Source organism: Legionella busanensis, assembly GCF_900461525.1.
In the GTDB taxonomy this organism is placed as follows: domain Bacteria; phylum Pseudomonadota; class Gammaproteobacteria; order Legionellales; family Legionellaceae; genus Legionella_C; species Legionella_C busanensis.
Genome location: NZ_UGOD01000001.1, coordinates 201,122 through 224,069, shown reverse-complemented (window position 1 = coordinate 224,069; position 22,948 = coordinate 201,122). Strand labels below are relative to the sequence as shown.

Below are 22,948 nucleotides of genomic sequence, written 5' to 3'. Positions count from 1 at the left end.
AGAGTTGATAGTAATGAAGATAAAGACGAATATATGCCTTGGTAATTCAAGGAATATAAAACTCTTTGAAAGTTTACCATCTATATGAACTTAGTTTTAAACAATGAAGTTTTTGCTGTAATTGATGACTTTTTGGCCCCACCTGATTTTGAAAAAACTTGGAATTTTATTCAAACTGAAAAATTTAAGTTTGTTCACTCCTCTAAATGGGTAAATGCCTTTAGTCTCGAGGACGGAGCCCCTTTATGGGGCAATATTACTATTTCTCACCCTAGACCTGAACCTTGCACCACAGAGCAAATATACCCTACTAACACAACCATCGATTTATTTATTGCGGAACTCCTTGCAAATTCTGCAGAATTTTCTCATTTAATAGGTGTTAAAGGCAGCGATTGGGACTTTTTCTATGCTAGGCCATATCTTTATCCTCGAGGTGCCGGACTTTCCTGGCATACTGATGGAAAATATAGAATATCTGGCGCTTACGTCTATTACTGTCATCCTGTTTGGGATATGCATTGGGGAGCAGAATTATTAATAAATCCTATACCCCAGCAAGATTTTGAATATCCTGAAGTTACCTTAATGGATGATAAGAAGAAAAAAGTAGGATTTCACCTAAGCAGTAACAAGTTGAATAACTATATAGGAGATGGGATAGGTTACTATATTGTACCTAAGCCTAATAGGCTAGTTATCTTTAGAAATAATATATTGCATTGTATAAAGAAAGTAGAAAACGCTGCAGGGAATCATGTAAGAGCCTCCGTAACAGGATTTTTTATGAGCAATGACAAAATTCATCAAACTAAAGTAGCTGAAAAAATTGTTTCGAGTTAAGAAATGAATTTATTGCACGAAATATTACCTTTAAAGGCTCAAGAGAAAGTAAATTTTATTATTTTAGTACCAAATACTAATGAAGTTACTTTATCTAACTTTATTCTTAGGCAAGAAGATGCTCCTTATAATGAACAACCTAGTCGATATCAATTTAAAAAATGGTCTATTTGGTGTTCTGCTCATTTCTGCTCTTATTATTTCTTCATTAAATATAAAGATACTCTCTTAAGATGCAAACAATTCTTGTACGATTTCGGGCCCCTATCGACATTAGACCATGCTGCTTTATATGACCATTGGGTTTGGGAAATGAAACCTTATGTGCTCGATAAGGAAAGGGTTTGTTGGCTTGGTTATGATTACTCAAAATCTAAAACATTAAGTTTCTATTCTTATGGAACTAATATTGAACTGCGCCTACTTAAAGGTGATTTGCAGGATAGAGAGTTCTTAGAACTTTGTAAATTATTTACTCCTGTTTCCCTAACAAATGAAATCTTAAAGAAGAATTTTTTTGAACTATCTTATTGGTCACGATACAGCAATTGCCTGGAAAATGCTTGCATTAATAGAAATGAATATAGACCTCCTTCAAGCATATGGAATATAAGATGGCCAATGCATAATATCCTTAAAGGTAGTAAGTCAGAGATCAATCTCAGTTATTTAAACCATTTAAATTATTTTAACTTAGACTTTGTTGTTGATAGTCAAATTATTTATGGTAATGAAAGTCAAATTGAAGAAACTCAATTTATTATGTTCCCGAAAAATGGAAAGAGAAATCAAATTGCATGGTTTCGTATTTTTAATAAAGACTCCCTTCCCATAAAGAAACCAGCCAGTTCAAGATTACCTAATATGAATACATTTAGCGGATATAGTAATTTTAATTTAACTGTTCTTTATCCCAAAAGTAATATGATTTCGAGCAATATATATATTGCAAGCTTTAATAGTGATTATGGGCCGCATGATGCTCTTTGGTGGGATGAAGAAAATGCTTATCTACTACAGATAAGTACTGGTGTAAATAATTCTATAGAGTATTTTAAAGGGATCTTTAACTACATATAGGCCTAGTAAATTGGCTTATGACTCATAATAAATTATGAGCTAAAGCTCAGTAACCTACCAACTTTAATGATTGATCCACATTATCCTGTTTTTTTAGAAATAGACTTAATAAACTTAAGCTAATTAACCCTAAAATTACCAAAATCAAACTAGGTAAGTAAGGATTATAATTTCCTAATTTAAATGCAATTAGGGGGGTTATTCCTCCTCCGAAACAAGCCGCTATTGAATAGATTAAGTTAGTTACGGAACATCTTACTGATAATGGAAATATTTCGGCAATTAATACAGGAGTGACTGCAAAAATACTCGCGCAGGGAATGGCAATGAGAGTATCTATCAATAAGATTTGAGAAAAAGTACCTAATGATAGAAGCTTAAAATAAGGAATACTAAGCAGTACAAGCGTCGCAGTGCCTATCAGTAGAATCTTTATACGTCCAAATGTATCGGACATAGCCCCAAAGACAGGAACTAGACATGTTAACAAGACTAAACTTATTGAATTTATTATAAAGGATTGGGTATTGTGTAGGCTATTAAACGTTATCATATGTATTGGAGCATAAACAAAAAGTAGGATAGTCGCAGATACACCAAAACATACTATAAAAAAAACAATTATCGTCTCGAAAAAATGTGTCCTTAAAACAGATACAGATTCTTGGATTATTTCGTAAAAGGTTCTTCTTTCATTTCTAGCATTTTTCATCACAAATTCAAGACTTTCAGGAAGTGAGTTTCTTATCCAAAAGCCAATTAACATCGTTATAAAAGCAATGCAAAATGCTATTCGCCATCCCCAATTAGGAAGAATGCCAATATCCATTAAATACAGTAAAAGTGTTCCTAGTAGCGAAGAAATAAGCATGCCTGCGTTAACACCAAAAGCAGCCCATGAGCCGAAATACCCCTTTCTTTTCTTATCACAACTTTCAATCAATAAAGAAATAGAGCTAATATATTCACTACTCACTGTAAAAACCTGAATTAATCGAATAAGTAACAGAAGGAACACAGAGATAACGCCAATTTCTTGGTAAGAAGGTAGAATGCTAATTAAACCGGTACAAATTCCCATTAAGACAATACTTAACGTTAGCATCTTTTTTCTTCCTATCTGATCAGCAAGAATTCCTCCTAACAATCCTCCAATGGGACGTAAAACATAAGTAATTAAGAATAGAAAAAAGATATCTGATAATTTAGATTGAGGAGGTAGAAATTCTTTTGATAAATAGACAGAGAATAATCCCCAGATAACGTAATCATACGTTTCTAAGGCATTTCCAATAGCACCACCAATAATTGTTTTCTTTGAAATAGCAAACATGTAATTATTGTCTTTTTAAGCAGGCAAAGCGCCACATTGAATTAATTCTTGGCGAAAACCTAAGGAATTATGATTAGTTACCCTATCTAAAAAAATTATTCCATTTAAATGATCAAGTTCATGCTGTAGTACGCGAGCATGGAGATCAGAGACTTCTCGCTCAATTAGCTTGCCATGAGCGTCATAACCTCTATAACCAATATGTTTATAGCGAGGCACTTTACCACGCAACTGACCTACACTTATGCATCCTTCATAAGCTTCTTCCATTACATCTGATAAAGGCTCAAAGGATGGGTTAAATATAACTGTAAAAGGAATGGCTGGAAGTTGTGTATAGACAGGATGCTTATCCATCCCGAATACTAGCGCTCTTTTAGTGATTCCTAATTGGGGCGCGGCTAACCCTAAGCCATTTTCACGTTTTAAGGCATTAAAGAGAACATCTTCTAAATTTTTTAATTCTTCTGAGCCAAACATAGAGTCTTCAATCGCTTCTGAAGTAGTTCTTAGAAGTGGATTACCTAATTGTATTACTTCATATTCTTTCATAATTTATCTATTGATTTAAGTATTATTTATAACCAGCTTAAGCAATTTCTGCCTACTGATTGCTTTATTATTAAGGGCACCTAATTCCGGTAGCTTATGTGTTTTATTATACCCTGTATATATAAATGAGATCGAATTGTAAAAATAGTCGCCAATATTAATTAAATTAAAAATATTAGCTGAATAGTAATTATGCAGATCTTTTTCCAATGATTTGGTTGCATAAGAGTATAAAAAATAAAAATCGCCTACTTGACGGCAAAGAGTCATTCCTAAGTTAAAATGATTATTTTGTAGCTTTATCTTTTCTATTTTACTTTTAATGGAATCATCCTGACTAATCTCATTCCACCAAAAAAGTTGGTTATTGTTAAGCTGTAGGGGAGAAAAACATGAATCAAATTTCCATAAATCTTGTTGAATAAGGTTGTATTCAATATTGGGTGTTGCTGATAAAATTATCATTTCATTAGAAGGGTCGACAATTGATAAGCTAAAATGGCTAATGTCGTAAAATCCATTTATCTGCAGGAAGACATTTCTTATCTGGCGACGGTGTTCAAATAAAATATTTAATATGTCGGGGTGGAGCATTACTTCAGTTTCATTAGTATCAACTGCATTAACTAACTTTAACTTTTCTCTCATTTTTAATTCCATTAAAACGTAAAGCGGAATTTATAGAAATATCTATAATTTTTAAAATTTCTTTTTTATCAGCCTCAATACGGATAGCATCGTTAATAATGTCCATAATAAATTGGACTAACTCTTCTTTATCTTTCGCTACATCAAACAGTATGGTGCTTTTTCTTAGAATATATTCTAATAAGTCAGGTTCAATTTGAATTAAGTCTTTTTGATTTAGATTATTCGGAATCTCCGTTTCCTCGCCAAATAAAAGCCAGCCAGGTGAAACATTAAGCCATTTAGCTATTTTATAAGTGATATCTATATCAGGAAGGGCTTCGCCAAGAACGTAACGTCTAGCCATTTGATGTGAGCACCCGCTAACTTCTGCAAGCTTACTAATTTTCACACCTGCTTTAGCGGTTGAAGAAATTAAATTAGCCTGCTTCATGAGATTCGTTAATCTTCTCGCAAAGCCAGCAACAAAATAATCTCTTTCCAAGGCCTTCTCCCATGGGTTAGGTACGCCAGTATACATTTAAAGTTTTTTGTCTTCAAGATAACCAAAATCCTACAAATAAATCTATAATTTTAACTTTGAGTTGCATTATTTTAACTTTTAGTTACAATTTAACAACTTAAAGTTACATTTATGTGTCTTCAAGTTGTATAAAAAAATTAAAAGGATAAGGATTATGTATAACAAGAACTGTAAAATACAAATTTATAAAGGAATAATCCAATTCTTATTGGATTCAACTACCTATAGTTTAAAAGATATTGCTGATATAGCTGAAACTTCAATAAAAAATATTCGCTTGATCTACCTGGATGAAATTCTACCTTCTAGTTTTACCTCGGAATTAAAGCTCATAAAGATTTATCAAATTATTCTTGAGTTTAATCTCAAATTAAATCGTAAGAGAAACTTTTAAAACCAAATAATCAATATTTACAGCCACAGGAGTGTCTAAAAGTGAAGTGGGTAAAACTAAAGAAATATTGTCAAGAAACAGGGGATTCTGCTAATGCCGTACATTCTAAGCGCAAACGTGGAATGTGGCTTGACGGTCTACATTGCAAAGTTGGGCCAGACGGTAATTTATGGGTAAATTTGATGGAGGTAGAAAGATGGGTGGAAAACGGCAACAAAGCAAGCATCCAAACCCTCCGAATGGAGTAACCATTAGAAAATGGACTTCAGGTAAAACGACCATACGTATTAGCTTTTATTATCGTGGAGTCCGTTGTTTTGAAACCTTAAAACTTGAAGCCACATCTGCAAATCTTAAATATGCTGAGCGATTAAGAGGAGAAATTTTAAATTCAATTGAGAAAGGTAGTTTTAATTATCTAGACTATTTCCCTGATTCTAAACGTGCGCAGATTTTTGGCTGCACTAAAACCCGAGTATCTATTAAAGAATTACTTGATGAGTTTTTAGAGCAATCTAAATCGACGACTGAAGTAAGTACTTATAAAGGTTATAAAAAGATTTGTGATGCTCATCTCTACCCTGCTTTTTCAAAAATTGCTATTCAAGACTTAACGCCTGCGCTATTAAGAAAGTGGTTAAGAGGCTTAAATTGTACAGCCAAAACAGCATCTAACATCTTAACGCCTCTAAGAGCAATTATTGAGCAATCACTAGTTGATCAATATATAAAAGAAAATCCGTTAAACAATATAGTAGTAAGTAAGCTTCTAGATAAAAATACAAAAAAAAGTGACTATAAACCTGATCCATTCGATAAAAATGAAATTTATGCCATTTTAAATTCAAGTGAAGGGCAACTGCGTAATTTATTTCAATTTGCATTTTTTACTGGCTTAAGGGTTTCAGAATTAATAGGATTGCGCTGGAAGGACGTCGATTGGGTCAATGAATTAGTTAGAGTTGAAGAGACTATCGTTGGAAAAAACACTAAAGGCCCTAAAACAGAAGCAGGTATAAGAGATGTACTTTTGTTAGCTCCAGCAAAAGAAGCATTGCAAAATCAAAAGCAGTTTACGGAGTGTAATAATGACAGGGTATTTTATAACCCAAGAACCAGTCAGCCATGGGAAACCTCTCAGCAAGTCAGACGCACAGCATGGACGCATATACTTAAAAGAGCAAATGTACGTTATAGAAATCCATATCAAACTCGGCATACCTATGCATCTATGATGCTCTCGCAAGGAGAAAATATTATGTGGGTTTCTAAACAACTAGGTCATGTCGATGTTGAAATGGTAATCAAAACTTATGGACGATGGATACCAGACACGAAAACTTATTCAGGATATAAACCAGTTTACAACTGGAGTACGCATTTAGAATAATTTGGATCCGCTATGGAGCCGCAAGGGGAGTTTAAATGGAAAAATATATAATAATCAATAAGTTAATTGGTGGAGGCGGCGGGAATTGAACCCGCGTCCGCAAATCCTCTGCCCTTAGATCTACATGCTTAGCCTTGTCTTTTAGTATTCACTATGTTCTCTCCGACAGGCAGGATTTAACACAGCTAGTCTCTAAATTTCGCTTCCATATTCGAGACAAACAGAGAAGCTAGCTTATCTTCTATGACCGTTGATTCGATACCGATAAGCAAGCTCGGTCAACGGGGCGCTGGTTTTTTGGCAGCGCACGGTGCGGTTACACTATCAAAGCTTACGCAGCGATAGCTTCACCTGCAAAGTTTTCATCGTTTGCATTTATATTTAAGTGAGATTGATTTACGAGAGTTCTCTCAAGTTCTCGGCATGCACCTTAGGTTTCGCAACCCGCGTCGAAGCCAAGTCGCCCCCCATTTAGGAACACTATAAGTATACCATATTTTTTAAATATTGCAGGCTTTAAATGAACATTTAATCTAGAGAATTCACCTTTCCCCTACCTCCTATGGCATGTCCACAGGAAGTAGGTAGCAATAGCAATGATCAACAGTCCGTAGGATACAGTTTCTTAATTAACCTGCCCATTAAATTTTTAACAACTTAGGCTAATTTATACCATTATGACGCAGTAAAGCATCAATTGTAGCAGGTCGGCCTCTAAAACTTATAAAGGCATCTTTCGCTTTTTTTGATCCTCCCACTTCTAAAATTGAATGGAGAAAATCACGGCCAGTTTTAGGGTTAAATACGCCCTCTTCCTCAAAACGTGCGAATGCATCACTTGAGAGAACTTCAGCCCATTTATAACTATAATAACCAGCTGCATAACCACCAGCAAAAATATGAGAAAAGCTATGTTGAAAACGATTATAGTCAACAATAGGGACAACCGTGGTTTGTTCCCTAACCTGATTTAAAACTGCCTGTACAAATTCTTTTTGCTCCGCATTAAATTCTTGATGAATACGAAAATCAAATAAAGAAAATTCTAATTGGCGCATCATAGCCATTGCCGATTGAAAATTCTTAGCAGCAATCAATTTTTGATATAAGCTCTCTGGTAACGGTTCGTCTGTTTCAACATGACCTGCCAATAATTCAAGCGCACTTTTCTCCCAGCACCAATTTTCAAAGAACTGACTTGGTAATTCAACAGCATCCCACTCAACGCCGTGAATGCCTGAAACATCTAAATAATCGACTTGGGTCAAAACATGGTGTAGACAATGACCAAGCTCATGAAACAAGGTAGAAAGCTCATCATGCGACAATGTTGCCACTTTATTAGTACCTGGTTTAGCAAAATTACAAGTTAACGTAGCTATTGGCAGTTGAATACTTTTGCCATTTACTCGTCGTCTACTTTGTAATGAATCCATCCAAGCACCGCCACGTTTATTTTGCCTGGCAAATAAATCCATATAAATGAACCCGCGTTCAATATTATGCTCATCAATTAAACGATAACACGTGATATCTTGATGCCAAGTATCAACGTTAGGTACCACTTCTAGTCGAATGCCATATAAACGTTCAATAATTGTAAATAACCCAGTCATAACTTTAGCTAATGGAAAATAAGGACGTAAATCTTCCTGAGATAAATCATAATACTTGTGGCGCATTTTCTCAGATAAATAGGCAATATCCCATGGTTCAACTTGCTCTAACTGATAATCGTTTTTGGCAAATTGCTTTAATTTTTCTATATCCTTTTTAGCTTGAGAATGAGCGCGCTCTGCTAAATCAAGAAGAAAATGACTAACTTCATTAGTTGATGAAGCCATTTTAGTTGCTAAAGATAATTCGGCATAATTAGCAAAACCTAATAGTTGCGATTTTTCATGGCGTAAAGAAAGTATTTCGTCAATGACAGCACTATTATCAAATTGGCCAGCATAAGGACCTTTATCAGAGGCTCGTGTAACATAAGCTTGATAAAACGCTTCTCGTAAACTTCGATCGTCAGCATAGGTAATAATTGCTAAATAACTTGGGAATTCTAAATTTAAAACCCAACCATCTAAACCCTTTTCAACAGCTAACTCTTTAGCTGTTTGTAAAGCATGCGGTGGTAAACCTTTTAATCTAGTCGCATCGGTAATATGTAGGCTGAAAGCTTGCGTTGCATCAAGTACATGATTTTCGAACTGATTTGATAATTCAGAAAGCCTGGTTTGAATAGCCTCAAAACGCGCTTTATTTTCTTTAGATAATGCCACGCCCGAAAGCTCAAAATCTCTCAGTGTATCTGCTACTATTTTTTGCTCAATAACATTTAAATCTTCTGCATCAATAGAGCCGATCGCTTTATATAAGGTTTCATTATGTCCTATAGCAGCTTCATAAGCAGATAATTTAGGCAGACAAGCCTGATAACAATCACGTAGTGCTTTAGAATTAACAACTGCATGTAAATGAGACATAGGAGACCAGAAGCGCTCCAGGGCATCTTCCATATCCTCAAGTGGCTGCATTAAATTATTCCATGTAAAGGATTTTTGTTGTTGCAGCAATTCCGTAATTTTTTGTAAATTTTTCTGTAATAAAGCATCAAGCTGCTCAACAAAAGCAGCTGGCTTAAATTGACTAAATGTAGGCAGCGTAGTCTGTGGCATAATTTTCTCGGCAAAAAGAAAAATTGTAGCATTAACTTAAGAATCACTCTACGCTTACATTTGATTCAATTCTAATGATGAATTTAATGGCTCTATATCTACTTCGATAGATTTTTTTATGCCTTGCTTAGATGCAAAAAAACTATTCGCGGTTAAAGGCGATGGTAAACTTAAGTGTTTCTCAACTTTCTCAGATGGCCTTTTCTTTTCAATATTTTGCCAAATCAGATAGCCCGCAACTGTTATCGATACTAAAAGTAAGGCGCTAATAAAAGGAACAATGGGTGAAGCAACAAAGATTGGTATTGTTATGGAAGCAGCAAGCAACAATGCAGTTGTATTACATACACCAAATAGTAATCTTTTATATTCATAATTTAATTGAGCATCTAAATGTTGCTGATACTCATAAATTTCAACTAACTCCTGATTATCACCTTGGTCTTTCAAGCTATTTGCTAAATTATTATATTCTTCTTTCAAAGCATGTAGGTGTTTAATTTCCAGCATCGCTCTTATGCTTGCTAAAAGAACATCATAACCAAAAAGACCAACGTTAACATAAACACTAAAGGGAGCTAACGGTCCAAGTAGAATAAAACAATTTAAAATGCCACCGGTCATCCAAGCAATATCATTACCAATTTCAGGCCAGCGGCGCTGTAATTGAGCATGAAAACGGGTAGTCCAACCTATGCTTTTCTCTTTCTCATCCATCCAAAATCCAGGAATTAAGTGCTTAAATAATAAAAACAAGTTAGTTGATAAGCGTGGAATAAAAAATACCCATCCTAAATAAGCGACTACAGGGTTAGCATATTTATCTACTGTGGCAACAAAAAGACAAAATTTCTCTAAATCTTTAGCCAGGGGTACACAGGTGTTTAATACTCGCTTACTACGAACTAAAAAGAGGCGTAGCCAATTAACTTGAGCAATTTTACCGCGAATCTTTTGCGTAAAATTATGGGAAGGTTCGATATTGAAAAGATTAGTTGATGGAAATTTAATACCTGCATCGATTAGTAAATGTCGATATACCTCTTGTTCTTTCTGCAAGCGCATAACTTCACGCGGGACTACAAGATAATGTTGATATAAATAGGCTAATAGTTCAGCCATCATAAGCGCTGTTATAAGCTCTGCTTTTAATTGCTCAGGATCATAATTTTTACGGGTATAATTATGTACCAATTGCGTACACAGCACATTATATTCAAGGTTAAGTAAGTTATGCTGTTTAATTAAAGGCAGAAAAAACTCTATTTTTTTATGATTTAGTTGTTCACTGAATTGCCACAACTGCTTATCTTTTAAAGGGCTCATTGGTATTATCTTTTGCAGATGGCGCATTACAGCAGTCATATTTTATCCTAAAGTTGCTCTTATTTCGCTTTGATGCCAAATTGTTACTAATTTTGTTAATAAAATCAACAACAGCCGATTAATTGAGCAATTTCAATCATTTTTAATAAATAACTAAGGCCCTAATAGTTAAATAAAATTCAATCCAGAGCTTTTTACAGGCAGTTCGACTATAATATTTACTGTTGTATTAACTTGCTGAATCACAACTTCTGAGCGACAATAGCCCTCTCTGTGATAAGCTAAGAAAATAAATGAGCTCTACAAACGAATTAGCAAACGCAATTCGCGTTTTAAGTATTGATGCTGTTGAACAAGCCCAATCAGGCCATCCAGGTATGCCTTTAGGTATGGCAGATATTGCTACTGTTCTTTGGCAAAAATTTCTAAAACACAGTCCGAGTAATCCTCATTGGTTTAACCGCGATCGATTTATCTTGTCAAATGGCCATGGCTCAATGATCCTTTACTCTTTACTGCATTTAACTGGGTATAAGTTATCTATTGATGATTTGAAACATTTTAGGCAATTGCACTCTAAAACGCCTGGCCACCCTGAGTATGCAGAGACGCCTGGTGTTGAAACAACGACTGGCCCGCTTGCGCAAGGTTTAGCTAATGCAGTAGGTATGGCCATTGCTGAAAAAACATTAGCTCATCAATTTAATTTACCTAATTTAGACATTGTTAATCATTTTACTTATGTTTTTGTAGGTGATGGCTGTTTAATGGAAGGTTTATCACATGAAGTTTGCTCACTCGCAGGGACTTTGAAATTAGGAAAATTAATTGTTTTTTATGATGATAATGGCATTTCTATTGATGGTAAAGTTGATGCCTGGTTTACTGATGATACAGCTACTCGATTTAAGGCTTATCAATGGCATGTTGTTGAAGAGGTTGATGGCCATAATCCAGAGGCAATTGAAGAGGCTATTTTACAAGCCCGTGCTGAAACAAATAAACCTAGTTTAATTATTTGTAAAACGATTATTGGTTTTGGTTCCCCTGTTGCCGGTAGTGAAAAATGTCATGGTTCACCTCTTGGTAACACTAATATTGAGCAAGTAAGAGCAAAACTAGGCTGGTCCCATGAACCATTTACTATTCCTGATTCTATTTATAATCAGTGGAATAAGGTTGAACAAGGTAAAAGAGATGAAAATGCTTGGTTGCAATTATGCCATCAATATCAGCAAGAAAATAAAGCACAATATTATGAGTTTTTACGACGTATTAACGGTGATTTACCGGATAACTGGCATGATTTAGCCAAAGAATTTATTAATAATGAATGTCGTACACAAACTAAAGCTATAGCAACACGTAAAAGCTCTCAAGCTTGTATTGAACATTATGCAAAAATATTGCCGGAAATGTTAGGAGGCTCTGCGGATTTAACTAGCTCAAATAATACAAATTGGTCAGGTAGTAAAGCGCTTACAGCAAAAGATTGCTCTGGAAATTACATTTATTATGGTGTGCGAGAATTTGGTATGGCTGCGATCATGAATGGTTTAGCCTTACACGGTGGCTTTATTCCATATGGGGGAACATTTTTAGTCTTTGCAGATTATGCGCGCAATGCTATTCGCTTAAGTGCTCTGATGAAGCAGCGGGTTATTTACGTTTTTACCCATGACTCCATTGGTCTTGGGGAAGATGGTCCAACTCATCAGCCCATTGAACATGCGGCTATGTTAAGAATGACACCTAATATGCATGTTTGGCGACCTGCTGACTCAACAGAAACCGCTGTTGCCTGGTATCAGGCTCTAACTCATCATATCGGGCCTTCTGCTTTATTATTATCACGGCAAAATTTACCTGCTCTAACTCATCAAGAGAACGCTTTAGAAGCGATTAGCCGTGGTGGATACACTATTGTCGATTGCGAACAGGAACCGGAGATTATTCTTATAGCAACTGGCTCTGAACTGCATCTAGCAATCACTGCAGCAAAACAATTAAATGAGGAACAAAACAAACAAATTCGTGTCGTTTCTATGCCATGTTGTGAACAGTTCATTGCTCAAGACAAAGCGTATCAGGAATCTGTTTTACCTAACAAAATACGCAAGCGCATTGCGATTGAAGCAGCTGCAACAAATTATTGGTATCGTTTTGTTGGTTTAGATGGCGCTGTAATTGGCTTAGATCGCTTTGGTGTATCCGCACCAGCCGATGAAGCTTATGCTTATTTAAAAATTACAGTAGAACATTTAATTGATGTTATTAATAACTTTTAATTGATTCATAATGAATCTTTCATTTTGGAGAAAAGTATGGCGCTGAGAGTTGCAATTAATGGCTATGGGCGGATCGGTCGTTGTATCTTACGGGCAATTTACGAATATAATCGACAAGATGAATTTGAAATTGTTGCTATCAATGATTTATCAAGCCTTGAAGCGAATGCTCATTTAACGCGTTATGACACTACCCATGGCCGTTTTGGTTATGAAGTCACTGTTAAAGAAGATAGTTTGGTTATTAACGGTCATGCGATTCGTGTTTTCGCTGAACGTGATCCTAAAGCTTTACCTTGGAAAGATTTAGACGTTGATGTGGTTTTAGAATGCACTGGTTTATTTACTAATCGTGATAAGGCAATGCAGCATATTGATGCAGGTGCCAAAAAAGTATTAATTTCAGCACCGGCTAAAGATGTTGATGCAACAGTTGTTTACGGTGTAAATCATCAAAATTTACGTGCAAGTGATATTATTGTTTCTAATGCATCTTGCACTACAAACTGCTTAGCGCCTATTGTTAAGGCTTTGCATGAAACAGTAGGTATTGAACAGGGTTTAGTGAATACTGTACACGCTTACACCAATGATCAAATGTTACTTGATGGTAGTCATAGTGATTTAAGGCGCGCCAGAGCTGCTGCACACTCTATTATCCCTACTAAAACAGGGGCAGCTTCAGCTGTTGGTCTTGTGCTACCTGAATTAAATGGTAAGTTAGATGGCTTTGCAATGCGTGTACCAACATTAAATGTTTCTGTTATTGATTTAACATTTACTGCTTCACGTGAAACAAGCGCCTTAGAAATTAATGATATTATGCGTCGGGCAAAGAGTAGTATTTTATATATTAATGAAGATCCTTTAGTTTCTTGTGATTTTAATCATTGCCCTGCATCTTCTATTTTTGATACTAACGAAACCAAAGTTTTAGGCAATTTAGTTAAAGTGGTTGCCTGGTATGATAATGAATGGGGTTTCTCTAATCGTATGCTCGATACTGCTAGTTGTATGATGAGTCGTTAAGGGATTTTAATCATGAATTTGCTTAAAATGAGTGAATTAGATTTACGTGATAAGTGTGTCTTAATTCGCGAAGATTTAAATGTACCTATTAAAGATGGAATAATTACCAGCGATCAACGATTACAAGCAGCTATACCCACTTTACAGCGAGCACTTGAAGCAGGTGCTGCAGTTATTGTTCTATCGCATCTAGGCCGTCCTGAAGAAGGTAAATTTGAAAGACGTTTTTCACTTGAACCTGTCGCTAGTTATTTAGCTAGCCAATTAAGTTATCCAGTGCACTTTGCAGCAAATTATTTAGAAGGTGTATCTGCTAAGCCCGGGGAAGTGGTCATTTGTGAAAATGTACGGTTTAACCCTGGTGAAAAAAACAATGATGAGCAGCTAGCTAAAAAATTAGCCTCATTATGTGACATTTTTATTATGGACGCATTTGGTACAGCCCATCGTGCTCAAGCCTCCACCTATGGTGTTGCAAAATTCGCTCCAATTGCAGCAGCAGGCCCTTTACTAATACGCGAACTAGAAGCAGTAGAAACGGTAATGAAAGCGCCGGAAAAACCTATTGTTGCTATTGTAGGTGGCGCCAAAGTGTCTTCTAAATTATCGTTGCTTAACCACTTAGTTAAGATGGTTGATTACCTTATACCTGGCGGTGGTATTGCCAATACTTTCTTAAGAGCAAAAGGGTTTGAAATAGGTCTATCACTTTGTGAGGATGACTTACTTGATGAAGCACGAGCAATTTTAGAAACAGCTACTCAACATAATTGTCAAGTTCTCCTACCTTCTGATGTCGTAGTTGGTAAATCATTTAATGAAAACTGCCCTGCTTTTAATAAATCACTTATGAATGTAGCTAGCGATGACATGATTATGGATATTGGCCCAGATACTGTGGGTAGATATCTAGATATTGTTGATAGGGCTAAAACGATTATTTGGAATGGCCCTGTTGGCGTTTTTGAATTTGCCCAATTTTCCTATGGAACTAGAGCAATAGCCATTGCTATTGCAGACAGTGATGCCTTTTCAATTGCTGGTGGCGGAGATACGTTAGCAGCTATTGATCAATATAATTTAACTGAACAAATCTCATATATTTCTACAGGCGGTGGTGCATTCCTTGAATGTCTAGAAGGAAAAACCTTGCCGGCCGTAGCTATCTTGGAAGAACGTGCACATGCTACATCGAAGAACTAAAATTGTTGCCACCCTTGGCCCCGCTTGCAGCTCGCCAGAAACTTTAAAAGCTATTTTAGCTGCTGGTGTTGATGTTTTACGAGTTAACTTCTCGCATGCAGATCAATCTGTACTTAAAACAATTGCAACAGCTCGGATGATTGCTCAAGAATTAAATCAACCACTTGCAGTCATGGCTGATTTGCAAGGACCAAAATTACGAATTGGCAAATTTCAAGAAGGTCAAATTACTCTTACTCCTAATCAGGAATTTATTCTTGATTGTGCCACTAAAGAATTAGGGAATAGCACTTTTGTAGGTGTAACTTATGCAGCCTTATGTCAGGAAGTATTACCTGGCGATACGTTATTATTAAATGATGGCCTTATTGAATTAACTGTGACTAAAGTTGAAAAGTCACGTATTTTTTGTAGAGTTGTTGAAGGAGGCATTTTAAAAAATAACAAAGGTTTGAATCGGAAAGGTGGCGGATTAGCTGCACGTGCCTTAACTGAAAAAGACAAGGATGATATGCGTACAGCCGTTGAAATTTCGGTTGACTACTTAACACTGTCCTTTGTGCAAGATGGCCAAGATATTGTAGAGGCGCGTCAGCTGCTAGCTAACTTAAACGCACCTGATATACCTATTATTGCAAAAATAGAGCGAACAGAAGCGCTAGAGAATTTAGCAGAAATTATTAATGTTGCTGATGCTGTCATGGTAGCTCGTGGTGATTTAGGTGTTGAAATAGGTGAGGCAGAAGTTCCTGCTATTCAAAAGAAAATTATTGAGCAGGCAAGACGACTGGATAAAGTTGTTATTACTGCAACGCAAATGATGGAATCAATGATTTATCAACCACAGCCAACTCGGGCTGAAGTATCTGATGTAGCAAATGCTATTCTTGATGGTACCGATGCTGTTATGTTGTCTGCTGAAACTGCAACAGGCCAATATCCTGTTAAAGTTATTGAAATGGTTAATAAAATTTGTTTAAGTGCTGAAAAACATGCTTCTTTCTCATATAACAAACCTGAGAAAGACACCTGTCATTATGACCGTGCCGACCAAGCTATTGCAATGGCAACCATGTATACAGCCAATCACTTTCCTATTAAAGCCATTGTTGCATTGACAGAGTCAGGCGCGAGTGCCATTTGGATGTCGCGACATCAAAGTAAAGTACCTATTTATGCGATTAGTGCGAACCCTAGAACGGTGAATAAACTCAGTTTAGTAAATAATATTTTTCCTATTTTATATGATTTTCACCCTTTACAAGTAGAACTTATAAAAAAGGCCATTATTAACCATCTAACTAACTTAAAGTTATTGGAAGTTGACTCTCTAGCTTTATTAACTCGTGGTCAAATTATAGGTGAACCTGGCGGAACAAATTGTATGGAAATCATTAAAGTTGTTGCTGAATAGCTGTAATTTAGCTATTCAGTCCAGCTTCTAAAAATTATTGTAATAGATTAAGTAATGGCGCCAATTTAAGCATTTTGTCATTCCGCGAAGGCGGAAATCTATTTTCATACTTGCATTAAGCCTACATAGAAATGGATTCCCGCCTATGCGGGAAGGACAGCGTTGTTCTTAAGTTGCCGCCATTAGGTAAGCTATTACAAATTATTCAACTAAATTCAAATGCTTCCGTAGTTAAGGTATATATAATTCTGAATCAAGTATACTTTCTGTTACCATTGATAACGTAAGAGATAAAATACCTCATCAAGATTTTATAAACTCATTTAAATATTTTTTCTTAAGACACCACTAATAGAATCCTAGAAAGTTAAAGCCTACTGAATAACTTAAATAGGATGTATTAAATGTCTCTATTAAGCTTCTTCTTCACTTTTACGGGCTATACCTAATCTTTCCTTTAGACGAGCTACTGCACCTGGATCATACTGACGCGAAGGTTTACGTTTTACAATTACTGTAGGCTTAGAAAGAGTATTAGTATTATCGACTGTACTAAAAAGCGGTGGTTTTTCAATATAGTGGGCATCAGAAGAGTGATGGCTAGATAGATTAAAATTGCTAGCTTGATGATTGGTATTTGGTTGGTTTATAAAAATACTTGCTGTTGGCTTATTAACCATCATAGTACTGCGAGTATTTCGTATATTTTTTTCAATGCGTTTCTTAATTTTTAATGCCGCGCGTTCAGCTTCTTCTGTCGTAACAGGCTCAACTGGATTACCCTCTAAATCAATACGCATCTCTTTTGCTTTTAAGCAAATTAAGTAGTCTAATCGGCGTGTAAACAAGACAACCGCTTCGCGAATCTTACTACGAGAAATTCCTAATGAATGTGCTTTATCCGCATGTTGCAAGATATCACTCATAATACCAGCCTTTAAAGGACGAATACGCATTGTACTGTCAAAAGCTTGTGGAAATGTGGTCGCCAACCATGTTAAAGCATCACTTTTAGCTTTTTTAGATTGATTTTTTTGTGCTTTATTAATTACAGCAGTGTAAGGATGAAGTTCGTACCTTCTCATGCTTAATACCTTAATTGAAAAACTTAAGTACAATGTTTGAAAATATTGCGCGATGTTAAGCGAAACTAGCTCAGAATGCAAAAAAAATTCTTTTTAATTAAAGTAGACAAATCGAGATTCGCCTATTAATGCGTAGTTAAGGTACAATACTTGTTGTTTCAATGCAATGACTTAACTAAAACAGGTAGTATTAACCTTTAGTTTTTAAGTAAAGAAATAATATAATTTAAAAAAATTTCAATTAGCGTAATTTTGACATATGAAAGCTGAAGCCTCTTTAGTTCACTAAACTAATATTATGAGGTCTAAATTAAAAGTATTACTAATTAGCAAGTTTTGTGTATAGTAAATTAAATTAATTAAGTAGGTACCTAGAAATGTTAAAGACAATGTTTTGGGCCTTTCTTTCCTTTGCTTTTCCTTGGCTAGTATTATTAATTCATGATAATCCAGGTGGAGCAGTTGTAGCATTATTTATGCAAGCCACTTTATTAGGTTGGCCGCCTGCAACACTATGGGCTATGCGCACAGTTAGAGAAAATCGGAATCTAGGAAAAAAGAAGTTTAGCAAAAAATAAACTTCTTTTGAAACTCTCTACAAAGAGCTAAGTTGCAGGTTGCGTCAGTATATATAGCTGTACATAAAGTATATGACGATTCGAGCACTACCGCCGCGACTTGCACATTGGCCGTTTGCAGTGGAGTGTAAGAAGTCTACTAATTAGATATTGCAAGTGAGGAGATAAATTATGGCGATTGGTGTTATCGTTAATGGTGCGCGTGGTAAGATGGGCACGCTTGCTTGTGAGACCATAACCAATCACCCGGATTTTAAGTTAGTTGGCGCTCTATCCCGACATGATAATTTAAGTGCCGCTATTTTTGATACAAAAGCACAAATAGTGATTGATTTAACACGTGCTGATTGTGTGTATAATAATTGTTTGACTATTATTGATAGTGGTGCCCACCCTGTAATTGGTACTTCAGGCTTAAAACAAGAGCAAATTCAGTATTTAGAGTCATTATGTGAGAACAAGAAATTAGGTGGCATTATTGCGCCTAACTTTTCAATTAGTGCCGTTTTAATGATGCAATTTGCAGCACTTGCAGCACGTTATCTTTCTGAAGTAGAAATTATTGAAGCTCATCATCCCCAAAAATTTGATTCTCCCTCAGGGACGGCCATGAAAACTGCAGAAATGATTGCTGCTATACGAAGTGCATCAGAGATAGAAGATCGAAGTCATGAATTAATTTCAGGCGCTCGTGGTGGTAAATATCAGGGAATTTCTATTCACTCCGTACGTCTACCTGGCATTATGGCACGACAACAAGTTATTTTCGGTAATCAAGGTGAAACATTAACTATTATGCATGATAGTATTGATAGAGCGTCCTTTATGCCAGGCATTATTCTTTGTTGTCAAAAAGTAATACAATTACAGGCGCTCTATTATGGCTTAGAACACCTTTTAGTATAAATGATTAGCCTAATCCTTCATTAAGATATAGACATCTTCGCCGTGAATCTATTATCTCTTAGTCTCTTACTTGTTTGAGTTAAGATACATTTATAAGATTTATTATTCTCCACATGATAGTCCCATAGCCTCTAGGCCTCTTTCTATGTCATCAGGCATAGTTGGCCTAGCTAGTAGATATTCACCTGTATGATCAGTCCATCGCTCTACTGCAAAAGCTAATGCTTCATCCCATTCTTCAGGCACATAATCACCTCTACCTAAATACATTAAAGCCACAAGTGTTGCTTGCTGATCAGGTCTTAAGTTATTAATTGCGCCAACAACTTCTTGATAGACCATATCGTCGGCATAATCAGCTAAAACATAAGATGCATCCATATCATCTGTCATTTCAGGAAAACTTACCTCTTCTTTTGCCTGAAATTGTCGTGCTTTCAAAATGACATCACAAATAATACCTGTATTAACATTTAACATGTTTCCCTCCCTATAATATCTACAAGCTCTCTTTTAAATTAAGCTAGTTTAATAATGCTTGATTTGTCTCTTTTATATTATCTTCAAAAGACTTAGTTTTAGTCTCTTGCAGCTTTTGCAAAACCAAGTCAACTTCAGCTTCGGGATTAATTGATTCATATAAGCTCATTATACTTTTATAGACTACCTTGGTGCCGCCTAACCTTAAGTCAGAGTCTGCAGGCCTATTTAAAACAATGTGATAAATATTAGCGAGCATACGAATTTTAATTTCTAAAGATAAACCCTGCGGTTCAATCACATCATCAAATACTGCCTGGATCTGGCCAATACCTTTGGGTGAGATGGCTGTAGCAAACATACGATATGTTAACTGTTTTTGCCAGTACCCTTTTTCTCCTATTAACAATTTAATTGTTTCTAATATTTTTTCTAAGCTTGCTTCAGAAAGTCGCATTGCTGCTGCAACACAGTGGGCATAACCAGGTTTAATGTAAGATGTAATTCCAGCGATTCGCCTAACTTCATTATTAGTAGCAAGTCTATCATCGATAGCTAACACCTGTTTACCTGCTTTTAATTTAATAGCATCTATTATATCTTTTGGCAGATAATTAGCTGGTGTTTTAATACCTTGAGCACCATCAGCATTTCGGCCTGCATGAACATGTGCATGCCAAGTAACATATAAATCAGATACTATGCGTTCAAAATGTGCTCTTGTTTCTCTATTATCAGAAAAGCTTGGCCAAACACCATAAATTTCATGGTAAATCAGCATTGCATCAGTATGAATTATTTCTAAAGCCTTTCTATCTTTGCCACTTACACAAGAGCCATAACTAAGTCCATCTATAAATAGAATAATTAAATTCTCAAGGGAACTTAACCATAGCTCCCGGCAGCGATAATCGAAGATTGTCGCTGTACCATACCCTGAATTAATTACTTTAGAATACTCACAATAAAGTTGCGCTAAATCGGTTAATCTTTTAGCTAAATTAAATGCTATAGGCTGCTGGTCTTTTAAAGAAATAAAATAGCTTATGCTTTTAATGACGCTATCTTTGTTAAATCCTTTTTCTGGCCATAAGCTAGAACATAAAGTCTCAGGAATATTATTTTCACTAAAAAGCTGCTGAATAAAACGTTCATAAGTAGAAGTACCCATTTTCTCTATAAGTTTGGGATTTTCTGTAAATTGTCTAATTTGATTAAATGCTTTAGGAAAGGAGTAAGATAACGCAATGAGGCTGGCCATATTTGTCGCAAAATCATCAGCAATTTTTAAATTTTTAGCTAGTTCCCTAATATTGTGTATCGATAATTCTTCTTCCTTACTATTTAATACCTCTAAGCAGTCTTTATCATAAGAACTCGTATAGATTAAGTATTTGGCTATATTAAATGGATGGTTGGTAGTATAAATTTTAATTTCTTTGTATTCCGCCCGTAAACGCTCTACTGCATGGCGCCTATGTTTGTCTAAGGCTGGGTCTGGTAGTATTTGACTAGGTAAAGCAATAGGGCTAATTAAAGTCTGAATAAATAACGAGCGTCTTTTACCTAAATAATGATGGATTTGCTGTACATTACGATTACTATGCTCTTGACCCAAAATAGCAGGTTCATCTTTTAAGTCTCTCGAGCTTAAGTGACTAGAACGTAGCCGTTCCTGACCTAATTCTTTTATTTGCCCATCTGGGTATAAAATTATTAATTGGTGCTTGCCAAAGTTTGCTAATAGTGGCAAAGAGCGTAAGCGGCTAGGTAGGTAAGAAACAACATCAGCCACACTATTAGTTTCTGCAAGGATCCTTTTTAAAAATAATTGTTCATAAGCAGGTAGTCTTAAAAACCAGTACGGGAGGTCTCTAATCTCTTTATCTATTGCAAGGTTATCTAACAAATTGAACATCTCTACTAGCTGATTTTCAATATTATTTAAGCCTTCTTTTAAAACCTTTGACGCTAACTCACTAAAAATTTTTTGATGGCCTAAACTTAATCGAGAAAACCAGGAGGGCTTAGGTAATTTGTCTTCCGAGATGATTTCTAAATCTTGAAGTAAATTTGCTTGCTCCATATTATTTCTTACAAATTTCCAGAGCGTTTCTAATGCTTCTAAATCTTTTTTTAAACTTTCCTTATTAAGTGGTTTAGATTCACTTACATGCACAAGAATTTGGAGAATTGGAGGAAGTTGCCTAAACCATTCAGGTGTAACCCAAACACTACTATTCTTAACTGCTTTTAGCTCATTAAGCGTTTCTTCTGTATAGGGTGGTAGGGTTTGATCCCATTGCAAGATTAATTTTGGTTCATTAAAGGTCGTGTCTATACTTAAAGTAGCCACATTGGGACGACCTTCCTTCATAATAAGATATTGCTCTGCTCTATTTAGCATCTCGATAGCAATCTCTTGTGCGTGCTTTTCTTCTAAAAAGGTAAATTCATCCCAATAATCTAACAATCCATTAACGAGTAAAGCGGCGAACTGAGCTAACGTATCCTGATATTCCGAAAGTGTCTTACCAGAAGAAAGAGAACAAGTCTTCACGCACCAAGAAATATATCCTTGTAATTCTTTTTCCTTGTCTTTCGGTGGGATTGATTTAACAATAAATTGAAAGGCTTGATGTAATACTTGAATGCGCTTCGTATAAATATCTTCTAAATTTGGAGTGGTAGAATAAGTTTCTAGTGTTATATCTTGGCCTAGAATATTTTTTAAATTAGCCAATAGTATAGAAGTGAGTTCAATTCCTTCGGCAACACGTAATATTGTTTTTCCCATAGCTAAGTTTCCTTGCTCGCGTTGGTGATTTATTATTGAATAAATCCTTATACTTCACAATTTATTGTCAATAATTTATAACAAGACCTTCAAAGTTTATCGTGCTAAACTAAATTTCTCCAATTAATGAACGGATAGTTAACGGATGATAATATCAAAAACACGTGATTATACAGGCTTTTCGGAAGAAAGCCTTAATGAGGCGATTCTAAATGCGCTTGAAAAAGCCCAAGAACATAGTCATGTTGAAGTCATTGAATCACGCAGCTCTTTATTTACTGATAACATAAGACATTATTATGTCACATTGGCTACATTTTGTGATTAATAAATAGAAGGCTGCTTCTTTCAAAACTACTTGTTGATGCTTAGATGACTTAAATTCGTAGCCAAAGCTTAAGCTG

At 35.6% G+C, this 22,948-nt stretch carries 20 protein-coding genes and 1 other RNA gene; 11 read left to right on the top strand and 10 right to left on the bottom strand.

Annotated features, from left to right (window positions below):
- The first annotated feature begins 84 nt into the window (after positions 1-84).
- Both DYH30_RS01050 and DYH30_RS01045 read left to right on the top strand, forming a co-directional pair.
- The gene (locus tag DYH30_RS01050) at positions 85-843 is read left to right on the top strand and encodes a 2OG-Fe(II) oxygenase (RefSeq protein ID WP_115329695.1); all 759 of its coding nucleotides are present in this window, start codon (positions 85-87) and stop codon (positions 841-843) included.
- 3 nt (positions 844-846) lie between these two features.
- Positions 847-1,923 carry a hypothetical protein gene (locus tag DYH30_RS01045; RefSeq protein ID WP_115329693.1) on the top strand — a complete coding sequence of 359 codons (1,077 nt, stop codon included), beginning with the start codon at positions 847-849 and terminating at the stop codon, positions 1,921-1,923.
- Positions 1,924-1,969: 46 nt separating this feature from the next.
- Here the strand turns inward: DYH30_RS01045 and DYH30_RS01040 are convergent, their stop codons facing one another.
- The 4 genes from DYH30_RS01040 to DYH30_RS01025 are packed head-to-tail and all read right to left on the bottom strand — an operon-like array spanning position 1,970 to position 4,940.
- Complete coding sequence (locus DYH30_RS01040) at positions 1,970-3,256, bottom strand: MFS transporter (RefSeq protein WP_115329691.1); 1,287 nt, start codon at positions 3,254-3,256, stop codon at positions 1,970-1,972.
- Positions 3,257-3,271: 15 nt separating this feature from the next.
- The gene (gene def, locus DYH30_RS01035) at positions 3,272-3,808 is read right to left on the bottom strand and encodes a peptide deformylase (protein WP_115329689.1); all 537 of its coding nucleotides are present in this window, start codon (positions 3,806-3,808) and stop codon (positions 3,272-3,274) included.
- Positions 3,809-3,823: 15 nt separating this feature from the next.
- Entirely contained in the window at positions 3,824-4,456 is a 633-nt protein-coding gene (locus DYH30_RS01030; RefSeq protein ID WP_115329687.1) for a hypothetical protein, read from the bottom strand.
- Positions 4,431-4,940, bottom strand: a complete 510-nt coding sequence (locus tag DYH30_RS01025; protein ID WP_160116133.1) for a helix-turn-helix domain-containing protein — start codon at positions 4,938-4,940, stop codon at positions 4,431-4,433. Before DYH30_RS01025 ends, DYH30_RS01030 begins: the two co-directional genes overlap by 26 nt.
- A 193-nt stretch (positions 4,941-5,133) precedes the next feature.
- Between DYH30_RS01025 and DYH30_RS01020 the strand changes: the two genes are divergently transcribed.
- Entirely contained in the window at positions 5,134-5,373 is a 240-nt protein-coding gene (locus tag DYH30_RS01020; RefSeq protein WP_115329684.1) for a hypothetical protein, read from the top strand.
- A gap of 196 nt (positions 5,374-5,569) precedes the next feature.
- Positions 5,570-6,763, top strand: a complete 1,194-nt coding sequence (locus tag DYH30_RS01010) for a site-specific integrase (protein ID WP_115329680.1) — start codon at positions 5,570-5,572, stop codon at positions 6,761-6,763.
- Between the two features lie 67 nt (positions 6,764-6,830).
- Here the strand turns inward: DYH30_RS01010 and ssrA are convergent.
- The 3 genes from ssrA to DYH30_RS00995 all read right to left on the bottom strand — a co-directional run bounded on the left by ssrA (position 6,831) and on the right by DYH30_RS00995 (position 10,803).
- Positions 6,831-7,231: a transfer-messenger RNA gene (ssrA, locus tag DYH30_RS01005) on the bottom strand.
- Positions 7,232-7,425: 194 nt separating this feature from the next.
- Positions 7,426-9,438 (bottom strand): M3 family metallopeptidase, encoded by a 2,013-nt coding sequence (locus DYH30_RS01000; RefSeq protein WP_115329678.1) that lies wholly within the window; start codon positions 9,436-9,438, stop codon positions 7,426-7,428.
- A 54-nt stretch (positions 9,439-9,492) separates the two neighbouring features.
- Positions 9,493-10,803, bottom strand: coding sequence for a hypothetical protein (locus tag DYH30_RS00995; RefSeq protein ID WP_115329677.1), 1,311 nt, complete (start codon positions 10,801-10,803; stop codon positions 9,493-9,495).
- A gap of 254 nt (positions 10,804-11,057) precedes the next feature.
- On the opposite strand from DYH30_RS00995, the gene tkt reads away from it, so the two are divergent.
- The 4 genes from tkt to pyk are packed head-to-tail and all read left to right on the top strand — an operon-like array spanning position 11,058 to position 16,698.
- A complete protein-coding gene (gene tkt, locus DYH30_RS00990; RefSeq protein WP_115329675.1) occupies positions 11,058-13,052 on the top strand; it encodes a transketolase in 1,995 nt (664 codons plus the stop codon).
- Between the two features lie 36 nt (positions 13,053-13,088).
- Positions 13,089-14,081, top strand: coding sequence for a type I glyceraldehyde-3-phosphate dehydrogenase (gene gap, locus DYH30_RS00985; protein ID WP_115329673.1), 993 nt, complete (start codon positions 13,089-13,091; stop codon positions 14,079-14,081).
- Between the two features lie 12 nt (positions 14,082-14,093).
- On the top strand, positions 14,094-15,284 hold the full coding sequence (locus DYH30_RS00980; RefSeq protein ID WP_115329671.1) for a phosphoglycerate kinase: 1,191 nt from the start codon (positions 14,094-14,096) through the stop codon (positions 15,282-15,284).
- A complete protein-coding gene (gene pyk / locus DYH30_RS00975) occupies positions 15,265-16,698 on the top strand; it encodes a pyruvate kinase (RefSeq protein ID WP_115329670.1) in 1,434 nt (477 codons plus the stop codon). Before DYH30_RS00980 ends, pyk begins: the two co-directional genes overlap by 20 nt.
- Before the next feature lie 413 nt (positions 16,699-17,111).
- Here the strand turns inward: pyk and DYH30_RS00970 are convergent, their stop codons facing one another.
- Positions 17,112-17,783 (bottom strand): ProQ/FinO family protein, encoded by a 672-nt coding sequence (locus DYH30_RS00970; RefSeq protein WP_115329668.1) that lies wholly within the window; start codon positions 17,781-17,783, stop codon positions 17,112-17,114.
- A 377-nt stretch (positions 17,784-18,160) separates the two neighbouring features.
- Between DYH30_RS00970 and DYH30_RS00965 the strand changes: the two genes are divergently transcribed.
- Entirely contained in the window at positions 18,161-18,361 is a 201-nt protein-coding gene (locus DYH30_RS00965; protein ID WP_165482129.1) for a hypothetical protein, read from the top strand.
- Positions 18,362-18,532: 171 nt separating this feature from the next.
- A complete protein-coding gene (gene dapB / locus DYH30_RS00960; RefSeq protein WP_115329666.1) occupies positions 18,533-19,267 on the top strand; it encodes a 4-hydroxy-tetrahydrodipicolinate reductase in 735 nt (244 codons plus the stop codon).
- A gap of 102 nt (positions 19,268-19,369) precedes the next feature.
- Here the strand turns inward: dapB and DYH30_RS00955 are convergent, their stop codons facing one another.
- Positions 19,370-19,747 carry a DUF3775 domain-containing protein gene (locus DYH30_RS00955; protein ID WP_115329664.1) on the bottom strand — a complete coding sequence of 126 codons (378 nt, stop codon included), beginning with the start codon at positions 19,745-19,747 and terminating at the stop codon, positions 19,370-19,372.
- A 43-nt stretch (positions 19,748-19,790) separates the two neighbouring features.
- On the bottom strand, positions 19,791-22,544 hold the full coding sequence (sidP, locus tag DYH30_RS00950; RefSeq protein WP_115329662.1) for a Dot/Icm T4SS effector PI-3-phosphatase SidP: 2,754 nt from the start codon (positions 22,542-22,544) through the stop codon (positions 19,791-19,793).
- 145 nt (positions 22,545-22,689) lie between these two features.
- On the opposite strand from sidP, the gene DYH30_RS00945 reads away from it, so the two are divergent.
- The gene (locus tag DYH30_RS00945) at positions 22,690-22,872 is read left to right on the top strand and encodes a dodecin domain-containing protein (RefSeq protein WP_115329660.1); all 183 of its coding nucleotides are present in this window, start codon (positions 22,690-22,692) and stop codon (positions 22,870-22,872) included.
- The last annotated feature ends 76 nt before the right edge of the window (positions 22,873-22,948 follow it).

Bases quoted from the DNA above. Each gene is read 5' to 3' on its own strand.
- DYH30_RS00955 (WP_115329664.1), bottom strand. From the start codon at position 19,747: ATGTTAAATGTTAATACAGGTATTATTTGTGATGTCATTTTGAAAGCA.
- DYH30_RS01050 (WP_115329695.1), top strand. From the start codon at position 85: ATGAACTTAGTTTTAAACAATGAAGTTTTTGCTGTAATTGATGACTTT.
- DYH30_RS01030 (WP_115329687.1), bottom strand. From the start codon at position 4,456: ATGAGAGAAAAGTTAAAGTTAGTTAATGCAGTTGATACTAATGAAACT.
- DYH30_RS00965 (WP_165482129.1), top strand. From the start codon at position 18,161: ATGTTAAAGACAATGTTTTGGGCCTTTCTTTCCTTTGCTTTTCCTTGG.
- DYH30_RS00970 (WP_115329668.1), bottom strand. From the start codon at position 17,783: ATGAGAAGGTACGAACTTCATCCTTACACTGCTGTAATTAATAAAGCA.
- DYH30_RS01010 (WP_115329680.1), top strand. From the start codon at position 5,570: ATGGGTGGAAAACGGCAACAAAGCAAGCATCCAAACCCTCCGAATGGA.
- pyk (WP_115329670.1), top strand. From the start codon at position 15,265: ATGCTACATCGAAGAACTAAAATTGTTGCCACCCTTGGCCCCGCTTGC.
- DYH30_RS01045 (WP_115329693.1), top strand. From the start codon at position 847: ATGAATTTATTGCACGAAATATTACCTTTAAAGGCTCAAGAGAAAGTA.
- DYH30_RS01040 (WP_115329691.1), bottom strand. From the start codon at position 3,256: ATGTTTGCTATTTCAAAGAAAACAATTATTGGTGGTGCTATTGGAAAT.
- tkt (WP_115329675.1), top strand. From the start codon at position 11,058: ATGAGCTCTACAAACGAATTAGCAAACGCAATTCGCGTTTTAAGTATT.
- sidP (WP_115329662.1), bottom strand. From the start codon at position 22,544: ATGGGAAAAACAATATTACGTGTTGCCGAAGGAATTGAACTCACTTCT.
- DYH30_RS00995 (WP_115329677.1), bottom strand. From the start codon at position 10,803: ATGACTGCTGTAATGCGCCATCTGCAAAAGATAATACCAATGAGCCCT.
- dapB (WP_115329666.1), top strand. From the start codon at position 18,533: ATGGCGATTGGTGTTATCGTTAATGGTGCGCGTGGTAAGATGGGCACG.
- DYH30_RS01020 (WP_115329684.1), top strand. From the start codon at position 5,134: ATGTATAACAAGAACTGTAAAATACAAATTTATAAAGGAATAATCCAA.
- DYH30_RS00945 (WP_115329660.1), top strand. From the start codon at position 22,690: ATGATAATATCAAAAACACGTGATTATACAGGCTTTTCGGAAGAAAGC.
- DYH30_RS01000 (WP_115329678.1), bottom strand. From the start codon at position 9,438: ATGCCACAGACTACGCTGCCTACATTTAGTCAATTTAAGCCAGCTGCT.
- def (WP_115329689.1), bottom strand. From the start codon at position 3,808: ATGAAAGAATATGAAGTAATACAATTAGGTAATCCACTTCTAAGAACT.
- gap (WP_115329673.1), top strand. From the start codon at position 13,089: ATGGCGCTGAGAGTTGCAATTAATGGCTATGGGCGGATCGGTCGTTGT.
- DYH30_RS00980 (WP_115329671.1), top strand. From the start codon at position 14,094: ATGAATTTGCTTAAAATGAGTGAATTAGATTTACGTGATAAGTGTGTC.